General features: G+C 73.2%; 13 protein-coding genes and 3 tRNA genes. 9 read left to right on the top strand and 7 right to left on the bottom strand.

The window, feature by feature from the left end; all coding sequences use genetic code 11:
• Positions 1-43 precede the first annotated feature (43 nt).
• Positions 44-125 (top strand) — tRNA-Tyr (locus ACPPVS_RS15130).
• A gap of 20 nt (positions 126-145) precedes the next feature.
• Here the strand turns inward: ACPPVS_RS15130 and ACPPVS_RS15125 are convergent.
• Together ACPPVS_RS15125 and ACPPVS_RS15120 are read right to left on the bottom strand one after the other, a co-directional pair.
• Entirely contained in the window at positions 146-2,317 is a 2,172-nt protein-coding gene (locus ACPPVS_RS15125; protein ID WP_426593059.1) for a caspase, EACC1-associated type, read from the bottom strand.
• Entirely contained in the window at positions 2,314-2,682 is a 369-nt protein-coding gene (locus tag ACPPVS_RS15120) for an effector-associated constant component EACC1 (protein WP_426593058.1), read from the bottom strand. The genes ACPPVS_RS15125 and ACPPVS_RS15120 overlap by 4 nt, the downstream gene beginning before the upstream one ends.
• Before the next feature lie 157 nt (positions 2,683-2,839).
• On the opposite strand from ACPPVS_RS15120, the gene ACPPVS_RS15115 reads away from it, so the two are divergent.
• From ACPPVS_RS15115 to ACPPVS_RS15095, 5 genes are all read left to right on the top strand, one after another.
• Positions 2,840-2,912, top strand: a tRNA-Thr gene (locus ACPPVS_RS15115).
• A gap of 60 nt (positions 2,913-2,972) precedes the next feature.
• A tRNA-Met gene (locus ACPPVS_RS15110) sits at positions 2,973-3,046 on the top strand.
• Positions 3,047-3,130: 84 nt separating this feature from the next.
• A complete protein-coding gene (rpmG, locus tag ACPPVS_RS15105) occupies positions 3,131-3,301 on the top strand; it encodes a 50S ribosomal protein L33 (protein ID WP_029290226.1) in 171 nt (56 codons plus the stop codon).
• Between the two features lie 8 nt (positions 3,302-3,309).
• On the top strand, positions 3,310-3,759 hold the full coding sequence (locus tag ACPPVS_RS15100) for an FAS1-like dehydratase domain-containing protein (RefSeq protein ID WP_426593057.1): 450 nt from the start codon (positions 3,310-3,312) through the stop codon (positions 3,757-3,759).
• Positions 3,756-4,160 carry a MaoC/PaaZ C-terminal domain-containing protein gene (locus ACPPVS_RS15095; RefSeq protein WP_426593056.1) on the top strand — a complete coding sequence of 135 codons (405 nt, stop codon included), beginning with the start codon at positions 3,756-3,758 and terminating at the stop codon, positions 4,158-4,160. Before ACPPVS_RS15100 ends, ACPPVS_RS15095 begins: the two co-directional genes overlap by 4 nt.
• Positions 4,161-4,168: 8 nt before the next feature.
• Here the strand turns inward: ACPPVS_RS15095 and ACPPVS_RS15090 are convergent, their stop codons facing one another.
• A complete protein-coding gene (locus tag ACPPVS_RS15090) occupies positions 4,169-5,230 on the bottom strand; it encodes a LacI family DNA-binding transcriptional regulator (protein ID WP_426595993.1) in 1,062 nt (353 codons plus the stop codon).
• Positions 5,231-5,447: 217 nt separating this feature from the next.
• On the opposite strand from ACPPVS_RS15090, the gene ACPPVS_RS15085 reads away from it, so the two are divergent.
• From ACPPVS_RS15085 to ACPPVS_RS15075, 3 genes are all read left to right on the top strand, one after another.
• A complete protein-coding gene (locus ACPPVS_RS15085; RefSeq protein ID WP_426593055.1) occupies positions 5,448-6,845 on the top strand; it encodes an MFS transporter in 1,398 nt (465 codons plus the stop codon).
• 26 nt (positions 6,846-6,871) lie between these two features.
• Complete coding sequence (locus tag ACPPVS_RS15080) at positions 6,872-8,074, top strand: MFS transporter (RefSeq protein WP_426593054.1); 1,203 nt, start codon at positions 6,872-6,874, stop codon at positions 8,072-8,074.
• Between the two features lie 63 nt (positions 8,075-8,137).
• On the top strand, positions 8,138-9,235 hold the full coding sequence (locus tag ACPPVS_RS15075; protein WP_426595992.1) for a UDP-N-acetylmuramate dehydrogenase: 1,098 nt from the start codon (positions 8,138-8,140) through the stop codon (positions 9,233-9,235).
• Here the strand turns inward: ACPPVS_RS15075 and ACPPVS_RS15070 are convergent.
• From ACPPVS_RS15070 to ACPPVS_RS15055, 4 genes are all read right to left on the bottom strand, one after another.
• Complete coding sequence (locus ACPPVS_RS15070; RefSeq protein ID WP_426593053.1) at positions 9,225-9,608, bottom strand: GntR family transcriptional regulator; 384 nt, start codon at positions 9,606-9,608, stop codon at positions 9,225-9,227. The genes ACPPVS_RS15075 and ACPPVS_RS15070 overlap by 11 nt on opposite strands.
• On the bottom strand, positions 9,605-10,519 hold the full coding sequence (locus ACPPVS_RS15065; RefSeq protein WP_426593052.1) for a hypothetical protein: 915 nt from the start codon (positions 10,517-10,519) through the stop codon (positions 9,605-9,607). Before ACPPVS_RS15065 ends, ACPPVS_RS15070 begins: the two co-directional genes overlap by 4 nt.
• Positions 10,520-10,599: 80 nt before the next feature.
• A complete protein-coding gene (locus ACPPVS_RS15060) occupies positions 10,600-11,616 on the bottom strand; it encodes an adenosine deaminase (protein WP_426593051.1) in 1,017 nt (338 codons plus the stop codon).
• A 1-nt stretch (position 11,617) separates the two neighbouring features.
• The gene (locus tag ACPPVS_RS15055; protein WP_426595991.1) at positions 11,618-12,841 is read right to left on the bottom strand and encodes a pyridoxal phosphate-dependent aminotransferase; all 1,224 of its coding nucleotides are present in this window, start codon (positions 12,839-12,841) and stop codon (positions 11,618-11,620) included.
• Positions 12,842-12,914 lie beyond the last annotated feature (73 nt).

Here is a 12,914-nt window from a genome sequence, read left to right as displayed (position 1 = left end):
GGCCGCCCCTGGGTGGCCGAGGTGTTTCGGTGCGCACGACCCTGGCGGGTTACCCGAGTGGCCAAAGGGGGCTGACTGTAAATCAGCTGGCAACGCCTACGGGGGTTCGAATCCCTCACCCGCCACGGAACGACAGGCCGGTCCCTCAGGGGCCGGCCTGTCGCGTTCCGGCGGCTCGGGCGCGAGAGTCGACGACGACCGCCCCGGCGAGCAGGACAGCACCGAGCACGGCGAGCAGCGCGACGGTGCCCAGAACGCCGTTGCGGACCATCCAGGCGATGGTCCCGAACGTCGAGACGACGAGCAGGGCGTAAGCGGCCGTGTCCAGCACGTGTGCCAGCCGTGCCGTGCCCCGGACCAGCAGGGCCGACCCCACGACGAGCGCGAAGGCGGCCGGCAGGACCAGGTACCAGAAGGTCGTGTCCGTCAGGGACTCGCCGTTGTCCCCCGTGAACGGAAATCCGATCGATGCCCCGAGGCCGAGGACCAGGAGGACCAGGGCGGCCGGCGTCGTGCGCATGCGCAGTCGCGGCGGCGGTGCGAGGTCGCCGCGCAGGGCGAGCGCCGTGAGAACCAGCAGCACGCCGAAGACCGACCCGACGACGAGCGCCTGCCACGACGGCGCGTCCGTGTCGTACCTGAGCCGGGACATGAGGATGAAGATGCCGGACGCGAGGTACGCGACGAACCCGCCGGCGGCGGCGCCGACCGCGACCGACCCCAGGGCGGGCCACGCGACGGACGCCACCACGAGCACCGCAAGGACGACGGCAGGGATCGCGAGCGCCCGTGAGCTGCCCGCGCCGTCCTCGGTGACGCTGCCGGTCCAGCTGACGAACATGGAGCACGCGACCGCGATGCCGACGAAGACGAGAGCGATGAAGACGGCGATCCACTGCGGCGTCGTCTGCTCGGCTGGTGCCGCGGCGTCACCGACCGCTGGTGCAGTGCGAGCGACCACCGGTGCGGGGCTCCCGACCGGCGCACCGGTAACGGTAGGGGTTGTTGCCCTGGTCGCTCCGCCGACCGTGCCGGGGACGTCGGACTGGGGGAGCGCCGCCGGTCGTCCTCGAGTCTTCCCGCGCGTGCTCACGGCGAGCGCCGAGTCGCCGATCGGTGTGACGACCCGGACGCTCCCCACCCGCGCGGCGCCGACCTCGGGTCCGACGCTCACACGCAGCACGCCGTCGTCCACGTCGGCGCGCAGCCACGGACCGTCGACGGCCGCCGTGGCCGACCGGGCCAGGGGTGGCCCGACGAGCCGGACCTCGTGCACCGTCTCCGGGTCGGCCGCGATCCCGAGGAGCTCGGGCGGTTCCAGACGCAGCGTGCACTCGGCGAGCGCCGCCTGGACGGCGTCGTCCACCCGGCGACTGTCGTCGCCGAGCATCCGGTTCAGCTCCTGCCACGCTCCGAGGGCGAGCGCGACGTCGTGCCCGACCAGCAGCTCCCGCAGCTCGAGGGCGACACCCAGCCGGGTCGCGGACAACGGGCTGCGAGCGGCCTCGAGCAGCTCGGCAGCGGGTGCGCGGGCCGAGACCGTCCGCCGCCCGCTGTGCGCGATCAGCAGCTCGCCCTCGGAGCCGAACGCCCACAGGTGAGGCGTCTGGTGCGAGGTCGACCGGCGGACCTGTTCCGTGACGTACCCGAACAGCTCGTGCAGGCCGACCCAGCCGTCGCCGTCGCGGTCGGCCTCGCCGGTGGTCAGCCCGCGGACGAGCGCACCGGTGAACACCGACGGTTCGGGAAGCGCCCCGGGTGCGAGCTCGGTGCCCTCGAACGCGTACTCGACCGCGCTGGAGGCCGTCACGACGACCCGACCGCGACCACCGGAGGTCCGTTCCGTGTCGGCGAACGCCTCGCGCACCTGCACGTCGCCGGCCCCGCGCACGACCATCCCCCGGGGGAACGCGCCGCCGTAGCAGCAGTCGAGGAACAGGGCGACCCGCTGCGCGCGGCTCTCGGCCATCTGCCGGTTGACGAAGTCCGCCGCGACCGCGGTCGAGGCGAGGCGGTCTGGTCGGGAGTCCGCCGCCGCGAGGAACAGCTCCCCGCCGGCGTTCTTCAGGCCGTGGCCCGAGAAGTGCAGGAGCAGGAGGTCGTCGGGCCGGGCGTCGGCGAAGAAGTCCTCGACCGAGACCCGGATCTCCTGGGCGGTGCCGTTGTGCACGACGTCGACCGTGAAGTCGCCCACACCCGGGGCTGCGAGCGCCTCGGCGAGCGCGGCGGCGTCGCTCGCCGGCGAGAGCAGCCTGCGCAGGCCGGCGTCCGCGTAGTCGTCGACCGCGACGATCAGGGCGCGCCGGTCCACGGTCATCGCACGGCGCTGCCGTGTCGCGCGAGCCAGGCGTCGACGAGTGCGGTCTGCTGCTCGCTCGTCGCTGCGCTGAGCTCGAGCACGTCGCCGTCGATCGAGACCTTCACGGCCGACACGGACCGGTCGCGCCGGAGCCACGAGGTGATGCCCTGGACCAGGCTCTGCAGGACCTGCACGGACGGCCCGAGGGAGACGAGCAGCGTCCCGATCTCGGCGACCGACGGCCCGCGACTCCCGGGGGGTACCTCACCACCGGTGGCCGGCCGCACGTCGTCGACCGCCAGAGCGATCAGCTCCTCGCGCAGACGTAGCGAGCCGAGCTCGAGGTCCTCGTCCGAACCCGGCGCGACGAGCTGCACGGTCACACCCGCCACCGTTGGCCTCCCTGCGCGTGGGGACACAGCAAGCCTGCACCCGGGCGAACGGCAGGGCAACGACGTGGAGCGGGATCACGGGCCGCGGGTCGGCTTCCGGGGATCGATTTCGCGAGGACCCCAGGGCCCGTGTAACCTTGCTCGCGCTGCCCCGATAGCTCAGTCGGCAGAGCGTCTCCATGGTAAGGAGAAGGTCAAGGGTTCGATTCCCTTTCGGGGCTCTGTGGTGTGTTCGAAGGACGTGTCGCGCAAACCGGCGCACTGGACTGCACACCGACAGTGGCGGGGTAGCTCAGGTGGTTAGAGCACACGGCTCATAATCGTGGTGTCGCGGGTTCGAGTCCCGCTCCCGCTACCGCCAAGTGACACAACAGCGCGTCGGCCGGCGCGCAAAGACGAGAATCACAGTGCCCGTGAGGGCGCGAGAGGTGGCAAGACCATGGCCAGCAAGAGCTCGGACGTCCGTCCGAAGATCACGCTCGCGTGCACGGAGTGCAAGGAGCGGAACTACATCACGAAGAAGAACCGTCGGAACGACCCCGACCGTCTCGAGATGAAGAAGTTCTGCCCGCGCGACAACCGTCACACGCTGCACCGCGAGACCCGCTGACCCAGGTCATGCCGGTCGACACCGGGTATGCCGGTCGTCAGTACCCGCCGAACGCCGCCTACGAGGTAGGCCGCGAGAGGCTCCGGGAGTTCGCCGACGCGGTCGGTGCGTCCCACCCCGCCCACACGGATCCGTCGGCGGCGCGCGCGCTCGGGTACCCCGACGTCATCGCGCCCCCGACGTTCGCCGTCGTGGTCGCTCAGCGTGCCGAGGCGCAGCTGCTCGAGGACCCCGCAGCGGGCATCGACTTCAGCCGCGTCGTGCACGCCGACGAGCGGTTCACGCACCACCGGCCGATCCACGCGGGCGACCGCCTGGTGACCGTCCTGCACGTCGACTCCATCACCGTGCGCGCCGGGCTGGCCATGATCACGACGCGGGCGGAGATCGCCGACGAGGGCGGGTCGCCCGTCGCGACGGTGGTCTCCACGCTCGCCGTGCGGCCGGAGGAGTCATGAGTCTCGAGATCGGCACCGAGGTCGCGCGCCGTGAGGTCACCGTCGACCGCGCGCGCCTCGTGCGGTACGCGGGCGCCAGCGGCGACTTCAACCCGATCCACTGGAACGCGCGCGTCGCCACGTCCGTCGGCCTGCCCGACGTCATCGCGCACGGCATGTGGACCATGGGGGCCGCGATCGGCGTCGTCGCCGACTGGGCCGGGGACCCCGGCAAGGTCGTCGACTACCAGGTCCGGTTCACGCGTCCCGTGCCCGTGCCCGACCCGGGCGCCGCGACCATCGAGGTCGTCGCCGTCGTCGGGGCGGTCGACGCCGACGCCGGCACCGCCCGCATCGACCTGACCGTGAGCGTCGAGGGTGCGCGCGTGCTGGGGAAGGCTCAGGCCGTCGTCCGGCTGTAGGCCGGTCCTCAGGCGGGTACGGGTCCGGTCGTCGTGCCGATCCGCAGCTCGACCGGCAGCTCCCGGGACGTCGGCGGCTCGCCCGCCAGCAGGTCCTCGACCGCGTGGCCGATCGCCGCACCCTTCTCGGCCAGCGGCTGAGCCACCGACGTGAGCACGTCCGGGGCCAGCCACGGCAGGTCGAGCCCGTCGAAACCGCTGATCGAGATGTCCTGCGGGATTCGCAGCCCGAGCTCACGCGCGGCCAGCACCACGCCCGACGCGAGCAGGTCGGACTGGCAGGCGACCGCGGTCGGGCGGTCGTCACCGCTCAGCAGGACGAGACCCGCCGAGCGCCCGTGCTCCACCAGCGAGGCCGGCGTCTCGTACACGGCGACCGGGGTGACGCCTGCGTCGGTCACGCCCCCGAGCCGCCGCTTGGTGATCTCCCACTCGAGGTGCGTCATCCGGTCCTCGTCGACGAGCCCCTCGTTGCGCTGCCGGTTGAACGGGAGCGTCACGGTCGCGATGCGCGTGTGCCCGAGCGAGCGCAGGTGCTCGGTCGCCTGGCGCATGCCGCCCCGGTCGTCGATGCCCACCGAGGCCACGTCGTCGGCCTTCTTGCCCTCGACGATCACCGCCGGGATGCCCCGGCGGCGCAGTGCGCCGAGCATCGGGTCGTCCGTGGTGCCGCCCCACATGAGGACTGCGACGTCCATGGCCGCGGTCTCGATCAGCGGGTCGACCGCCGGTCCGGCAGGGTCGCTCGAGCCGGGGATCAGCAGCACGCCCAGGTCGAGCGGTCCCAGCGTGCTGACCAGCCCGTCGAGCACCTGGATCGAGACCGGGTCGCGGAAGGAGCGACCCAGCGAGTCTCCGACGACGACGCCCACGATGCCCGAGCGTCCTCGGCGCAGCTGCTGGCCGAGCGGGTTGGGGCCCGAGTAGTCCAGCTGCACGGCCGCGTCGAGGACCCGCTGCCGGGTGGCCGGCGCGATCGGGCCGGCGCCGGAGAACGCGAGGGAGGCCGTCGACACCGAGACCCCCGCCGCGGCAGCGACGTCGGCGAGCGTGGGGCGGGTCGGGGACAGGGCGGGACCTCCGGGAGCGGCGCTGCTGCGGGTCGTCGAGCGTGCCTTCGAGCTGACAGAGCGCGAATCTGTTTGACGCAGCGGCCAGCGTACCCGCAGAATGGTCCTGTCCCTCAAATCGATTCGACCCCGATGTTCGTCGGTCGATCGAATCGATTCGATCGATGAACCAGGACGAACTGCTCGTCCCCTCGCCACCACCGTCTCGGAGCCCTTCGTGAGTCACCCCGCCCACCCCGGGCTGCCCCCTGCCGTGAGTCGAGCCCGCTGGCTCCTCATGGGGTTGTTCGGCCTCACCGGCATCGTCTTCTCGAGCTGGCTCGCCCGTATCCCGACCGTGCGCGACCTCCTCGACCTGTCGACCAGCGAGCTCGGTCTGATGCTCCTGATCGGGTCGCTCGGCGCGCTGCTGACGGTGACGTTCGCGGGCATGGTGGTGCAGCGGTTCGGCAGCCGCACCTCGCTGCTGATGTCCACGGCCGTGCTCGCGGTCGGGTACGTGCTCATGGGCGTCGGTCCGACGGTCGGTTCGGTCCCGCTCCTCGGCGTCGGCATCTTCCTCAACGGCGTAGCGGTCGCGCTGGGCAACGTGCCGCTGAACGTCGAGTCCGCGCGGATCGAGCGCGCGATGGGTCGCACGGTCATCCCGCAGTTCCACGCGGCGTTCTCGATCGGTGCGGTCGTCGGTTCCGCGATCGGAGCGCTCGCGTCGCGCGCTGACGTCTCCGTCGCGCTGCAGTTCTCCCTCGTCGCGGGCGTCGCCGTCGCCTGGCGGCTCGGCTCCCTGCGCGGTGTGGTGCTCGCCGCCGCCCCGGGCGACCGCCCGTGGTCCGGGCCGGTGGCCACGTCGGGCACAGCGTCCGGTGCGAGCCCCGCGGTGCCGGCCGGGCGCCGCCGCACGATCGCGTCCGCGCTCGACTCGTGGCGCGAGCCGCGCACGCTCCTGATCGGCGTCGTCGTGATGGCCGCAGCCCTGTCCGAGGGGTCGGCCAACGACTGGCTGTCCCTGGCGGTCGTCGACGGGTTCGAGAAGGCCGAGGCGGTCGGCGCCGCCATGCTCGGCGTGTTCGTCGGCGCGATGACCCTGGTCCGGCTGCTCGGCACCCGACTCATCGACCGGTTCGGCCGCGTGATCGTGCTCCGCTCCTCCGGCTCGGTCGCGATCGTCGGGCTCCTCACGTTCGGCTTCGCGCCGACGCTCCCGCTCGCCGGGGTCGGCATCGTGCTCTGGGGCTTCGGCGCCGCGCTCGCCGTGCCCATCGGCATCGCGGCCGCGTCCGACGACCCGATGCGCGCCGCCGGTCGGGTCGCGGTCGTCTCGTCGTTCGCCTCCGTGGCGTCGATCGCCGCACCGCCGCTGCTCGGCATCCTCGCGGCCGCGACCGGTGCCCGGCACGCCCTCGTGCTCATCACGGTCGCGATGGTGGCCAGCGTGCTGCTGGCCCGGCGGGTCGCGCCCGAGAGGTCGACGCCAGTCGCAGGCCTCCCGGTCGTCGCCGACGTTCCCGTCGCCCTCGTCGCCGACGCCGATCCGGACCCCGTCGCCGCGGTCGTCGCCCGGCACGTCGTCCCGTCGCAGCGCGCCCGGCGCCGCCGACTGGTGCGTGTGCCGTGAGCGAGTCCGTGCAGGACGATCGTCCCGTGACCACCTCCCACGCTCGCCTGGTCGAACGTGCGTCGGCGGCGGTGTTCGTCGTCTTCTTCCTCAACGGCTTCAACTTCGCGACGTGGGCCGCGCGCCTGCCGGCGATCCGCGACGGGCTCGGCTTCTCGCCGGCGCAGATGGGCGCCCTCCTGCTGGTCGGCGCGGTCGGGTCGCTGCTGTCGCTGCCCCTGTCGGGCATGGTGGTCGAGCGCCTCGGGGCGGCCCGGACGGTTCTCGCGTTCGCAGTCCTCAACGCGACCGGGCTCACGATCGCCGCAGTCGGGGTGGCCCTCGGGCAGGTGGTCGTCGTCGGTCTCGGGCTCGTCCTGTACGGCGTCGGCACCGGCGTCTGGGACGCGGCCATGAACCTCGAGGGCGCCGCCGTCGAGCAGCACCTGGGGCGCACGATCATGCCCAGGTACCACGCGGGGTTCTCGTTCGGCACCGTCGCGGCGGCCGCGATCGCCGCCGTCATGGCCGCGCTGCACGTGCCGGTCGTCGTGCACATCCCGGTCGCGGTGATCTCCGCGGCGGTGGTCGTGGGCTTCGCCGTGCGTCGCTTCCTGCCCTCGGCGGAGGTGCACCACGACGAGTCGCCCGAGAAGGGCGCTCGTGGCGCGATGGCCGCCTGGATGGAGCCGCGCACGCTCCTGCTCGGGCTCATCGTGCTCGCCGCCGGTCTGACCGAGGGCTCCGCGAACGACTGGGTCAGCCTCTCGGTGGTCGACGGGTTCGGCACGGCCGAGGCGCTCGGCGCGCTGGCGTTCGGGGTGTTCGTCGCGGCGATGACCACCATGCGCTGGTTCGGCGGCACCCTGCTCGACCGGCGCGGGCGCGTCGTGGTCCTGCGGTTGTGCGCCCTGCTCTCCCTGGTCGGCCTGCTCGTCTTCGCCCTGGCACCGACCCTGTGGGTCGCCGTGATCGGCGTGGTCGCCTGGGGCGCCGGCGCCGCCTTCGGGTTCCCGGTCGGGCTCAGCGCCGCTGCCGACGAGCCGTCGCGGGCACCCGCGCGCGTGAGCGTCGTGGCGACGATCGGCTACAGCGCGTTCCTGGCCGGCCCACCGCTGATCGGGCTGCTCGCGCAGCACGTCGGCTACCGGCACGCGCTGCTCGTCGTCATCGTGCCGATCGCGCTCGGTCTGAGCGTGGTCAGCGCCGCCGCCCCCTTGCGGGCGGAGCCGTCGAGCGCACGGGACTAACCTGGTCGCGTGCAGACCGAGCTGAGCACGGCCGACTGTTCCCCGGCGACCGTCCCCCCGACGATCGTCTGGCCGTCCGTCCGGTCCGCCGGGACCACGCTCGCCGACCTCACGACGCTGCGCGTCGGCGGCCCGGCGGCTCGGTACGTCGAGACGACCACCGAGGCCGAGCTGCTGGACGCCGTGCGCACCGCGGACGCAGACGGCGAGCCGCTGCTCGTCGTCGGTGGAGGCTCCAACCTGCTCGTCGCCGACGCGGGCTTCGACGGTGTGGTCGTGCGGGACGTCCGTTCGGGCGTCGAGGTGCCGGACGCGTCGGCCTGCGCCGGCGCCACGCTCACCGTCCCGGCCGGCACGCCGTGGGACGAGGTCGTGCGCTACGCGGTGGAGGAGGAGCTGACCGGTATCGAGGCGCTCTCCGGCATCCCCGGGTCCACCGGCGCGACGCCCGTGCAGAACGTCGGCGCGTACGGCCAGGAGGTCTCGCAGAGCATCTCGATCGTCCGCGTCTGGGACCGCGCCCGGGGCCGCGTCCGCACGCTGCCGCTGGTCACGCTGGCCTTCGGCTACCGCACCTCGCTGCTCAAGCGGTCGCTGTCCCCGTCGGACGACGACCCGCAGGCGCCCTGGGGTCCGACGCCGCGTTACGTCGTCCTCGACGTGACGTTCCAGCTGCGCCCCGGCGACCTGTCCCGCCCGGTGACCTACCCCGAGCTCGCCCGCACTCTCGGCATCGAGGTCGGGTCGCGGGCGCCGCTCGCCGAGGTCCGGTCCGCGGTCCTCGGGCTGCGGGCGGGCAAGGGCATGGTGCTCGACGCCGCCGACCACGACACGTGGAGCGCGGGCTCGTTCTTTACCAACCCGCTGCTGACGCCTGCAGCGGCGGACGCCCTGCCGGCCGACGCGCCCCGGTTCCCCGCCGACGACGGCCTGGTCAAGACGAGCGCCGCGTGGCTGATCGACCGCGCCGGCTTCGCCCGCGGCTTCGGCGCCCCCGGCCCGGCGACCCTCTCGACCAAGCACACCCTCGCGCTGACCAACCGCGGCTCCGCGACGGCGCAGGACCTCCTGACGGTCGCCCGTCAGGTGCGCGCGGGCGTCGCGAGCGAGTTCGGCATCACCCTGGAGCCCGAACCGGTCCTGGTCGGCGTCAGCCTCTGACGTCGACCGGCGTGCCGATCAGCGCGCCGTGCACCAGGACGAGGGCCTCGTCGTCGGTGAGCCCGACCGCGCGGACGGCCGCGACGTACGTCTGTGCGGCCCGGCGGGCGACGTCGGTCGGGACCGAGGCGCCCGCGGCGACCACGGTCCCGGCGCGGCGCCGCGTCTCGACGACCCCTTCGGCCTCCAGCTCGTGGAACGCGCGGGCGACGGTGCCCGCCGCGAGTCCGAGGTCGGTGGCCAGCGCGCGGATCGTCGGCAGCCGGTCCCCGGCGACCAGACGCCCGGCGGCCACGTGCGCGACCACCTGCGCGCGGATCTGCTCGAACGCCGGGACACCGGAGGTGACGTCGACCTCCAGCTGTGCGCTCATGCGGTCACCAGCCCCGTGCCCTGGCCGAGCGCCGACGAGGTCACCGGCGCGCGCGATGCCGCGACCGCGACGACGGCGGACACGATCGGGATGGCGAGCGAGACGTACGAGAGCAGGTGCCCCACGAGCACCGAGGTCCCGGGCCCGAAGGCGTCCGCCCAGCGCGGCTCGACACCCGACAGGGCCGAGCCGACGAAGAAGAGGCAGCCTGCGAACGTCCAGGCGAGAACGAGCTGCACCCCGGCCAGGACTCGGCGGCAGGAGGTGCGACGCAACGCCGCGTCGGCGTGCGGAGCCGTCTCGCTCACCGGCGGTCGGCGGGCTATCAGCACGAGGACGCCGAGGCACGCGGTGAGCACGAGGACCAGCGCGATCGCGACGGGCCGCCCGTAGTACCAGCCGGGGAACGGGCTGGTCGTCCGCACGACCTCTCCGTTCTGGAAGGACAGGGAGCGCCCGCCGGTGCCGGCCGCCGCACCGCTCACGATCAGCAGGGCCGCCAGCAGGGTCGCCCAGGTCGCCGTCAGGACCGACAGCCCGCGCGGAGCGATGTCCCGCACGCGTCGCCGAGACAGCCCGGCACGCCGGACGTCGCCGATCGGGCGCGGCCAGGTCAGCTCGCCCACGGCGCCCACCGCGAGGAACGCCAGGCCGCCGACGAGAGGGAGGGCGGCCTGCACCGGTCCGGCAGGCTGCACCATGCGGTACCCGCCGAAGAAACCGATCAGGATCTGGGCCGGCACGAGCACGAGCACGATCCACGCGACTGCGACGACGCGGCGGGCGTGCCGCTCGGCGGCGATCCAGGCCTGCGACGGCGTCGTCGGGGCGGTCGTGCGCACGGGCCGCAGCGCCCACCCGACGGCCGCGCCGAGCACGAGCATCAGCATCAGCGGTACGAGCAGAAACATCGGCCTCTCCCCTGAGTCAATGGATCAATACATTGACACAATGCAGCCTCGCGCCGCTCGTCGTCAAGTCTGCGGCGCCGTCAGGCGGCCAGCCACGTGTCGACGCCGGTGAGCAGCCTCGCCTTGACCGCGTCCGACGCCCGGCTGGCGCGGATCGACGCGCGGGCGAGGTCGGCCAGCTCGTCGTCGGAGAACCCGTGCACGGAGCGCGCGAGCTCGTACTGGTCGAGCAGGCGCGACCGGAACAGGAGCGGGTCGTCGGCGCCGAGCGCGACGATCGCGCCGGCCGACACCAAGGCGCGCAGGGGGACGTCCGCGGCCGACCGGTACACCCCCAGAGACACGTTCGACGCGGGGCAGAGCTCGAGGGGGATCCCCGCGGAGACCACCCGGTCGAGCACCCGCGGGTCCTCGCCGGACCGCACGCCGTGCCCGAGCCGGTCGGGCCGCAGGTGGTCCAGGACGTCCTCCACGTGCGCCGGGCCGAGCAGCTCCCCGCCGTGCGGCACGGCGGCCAGCCCGGCGTCCCGGGCGATGTCGAACGCGTGCGCGAACTCGGCGGTCTCGCCGCGACGCTCGTCGTTGGACAGCCCGAACCCGATCACCTGACCGGGGCCGTCGCCGGCGTGGTGCGCGGCCAGGCGCGCCAGGATCCGGGCGTCCAGCGGGTGCCGCATGCGGGACGCCGCGACGATCACCCCGATGTCGATGCCGTGCGCGAGCGACGCGGACCGGGCCGCGTCGACCACGATCTCCAGAGCGGGTGTGATTCCCCCGGCGAACGGCGCGTACGAGGTCGGGTCGACCTGGATCTCGAGCCGCCCGGACCCCTCCGACGCGTCGTCGAAGGCCGCCTCGTCGACGATCCGGCGCATGTCCGCCTCGGAGCGGACGCACGCGCGCGCGGCGTCGTAGAGCCGCTGGAACCGGAACCAGCCGCGCTCGTCGGCGGGCACGTGCAGCGGGTCGTCGTCGAGGAGCGCGTCCGGCAGGTGCAGACCGTGGGTCTGGGCGAGCGACGCCAGCGTCGAGACGCGCATGGAGCCCGTGAAGTGGAGATGGAGGTGGGCCTTGGGAAGGGCGGCCAGGTCTCGCACGCTAGGCGAGCAGCGCCTGGATCCGGCGGACGCCCTCGACGAGGTCGTCGTCGCCCAGCGCGTAGGACAGGCGCAGGTACCCGGACGGCCCGAACGCCTCGCCCGGCACCACCGCGACCTCGGCCTCCTCGAGGATCAGGGTGGCCAGCTCGGCCGACGTGGTCGGCGTGACGCCGCGGATCGTGCGGCCGAGCACGCCCTGCACCGACGGGTACACGTAGAACGCGCCCTGCGGCACGGGCACCTCGAAGCCGTCGATGTCGCTGAGCATCTTGACGATGAGCTTGCGGCGCCGGTCGAAGGCGTACCGCATCTCCTCCACCGCGGCCAGGTCGTCGGTCAGCGCGGCGATCGCCGCACGCTGCGACACGTTGGCCACGTTGGAGGTCAGGTGCGACTGCAGGTTGGTCGCCGCGGAGATCACGTCGGCGGGGCCGATCATCCAGCCCACGCGCCAACCGGTCATGGCGTAGGTCTTGGCGACGCCGTTCAGGACGATCGTCGTGTCGGCGAGCTCCGGCACGACGCGCACGATGGGCGTGAACACGGCGTGGTCGTAGGTCAGGTGCTCGTAGATCTCGTCGGTGATCACCCAGATCCCGTGCTCGAGCGCCCACCGCCCGATCGCCATCGTCTGCTCGGGGGAGTAGACCGCGCCGGTGGGGTTGGACGGCGAGCAGAACAGCAGCGCCTTGGTCTTCGGGGTGCGGGCCGCCTCGAGCTGCTCGACGGTGACCAGGTAGCCCTGGTCCGTGCCGGCGAAGACCTCGACCGGCACACCGCCGGCGAGCCGGATGGCCTCGGGGTAGGTGGTCCAGTACGGCGCAGGAAGGAGGACCTCGTCGCCCGGGTCGACGATCGCCGCGAACGCCTGGTACACCGCCTGCTTGCCGCCGTTGGTGACGAGCACCTGCGACGGCTTGACCGCGTAGCCCGAGTCCCGCAGCGTCTTGGCGGCGACGGCCTCGCGCATCGCGGGCAGACCGGCTGCCGGCGTGTAGCGGTGGTTGACCGGGTCCTTGGCGGCCGCGATCGCGGCGTCGACGATGTACCCGGGCGTCGGGAAGTCGGGTTCTCCGGCGCCGAAGCCGATGACCGGACGACCGGCGGCCTTGAGCGCCTTCGCCTTGGCATCGACCGCGAGCGTCGCCGACTCGGCGATCGCGGCCAGTCGTGCGGACACGCGGGGACGGGGGGAGGACGTCTGCTCGCTCACGGATCCCATAGTGGCAGAGGTCACGTGCGTCGTTGCCACGCCATTTCACAGTGCGGGCGGTGTCGTGGCAGGTGCTGCGGGC

This window comes from Cellulomonas sp. McL0617, from assembly GCF_049994875.1.
Classification (GTDB): domain Bacteria; phylum Actinomycetota; class Actinomycetes; order Actinomycetales; family Cellulomonadaceae; genus Cellulomonas.
Note: the sequence above shows the minus strand (reverse complement) of the source record. Positions and strands in the feature narration are given on the sequence as shown.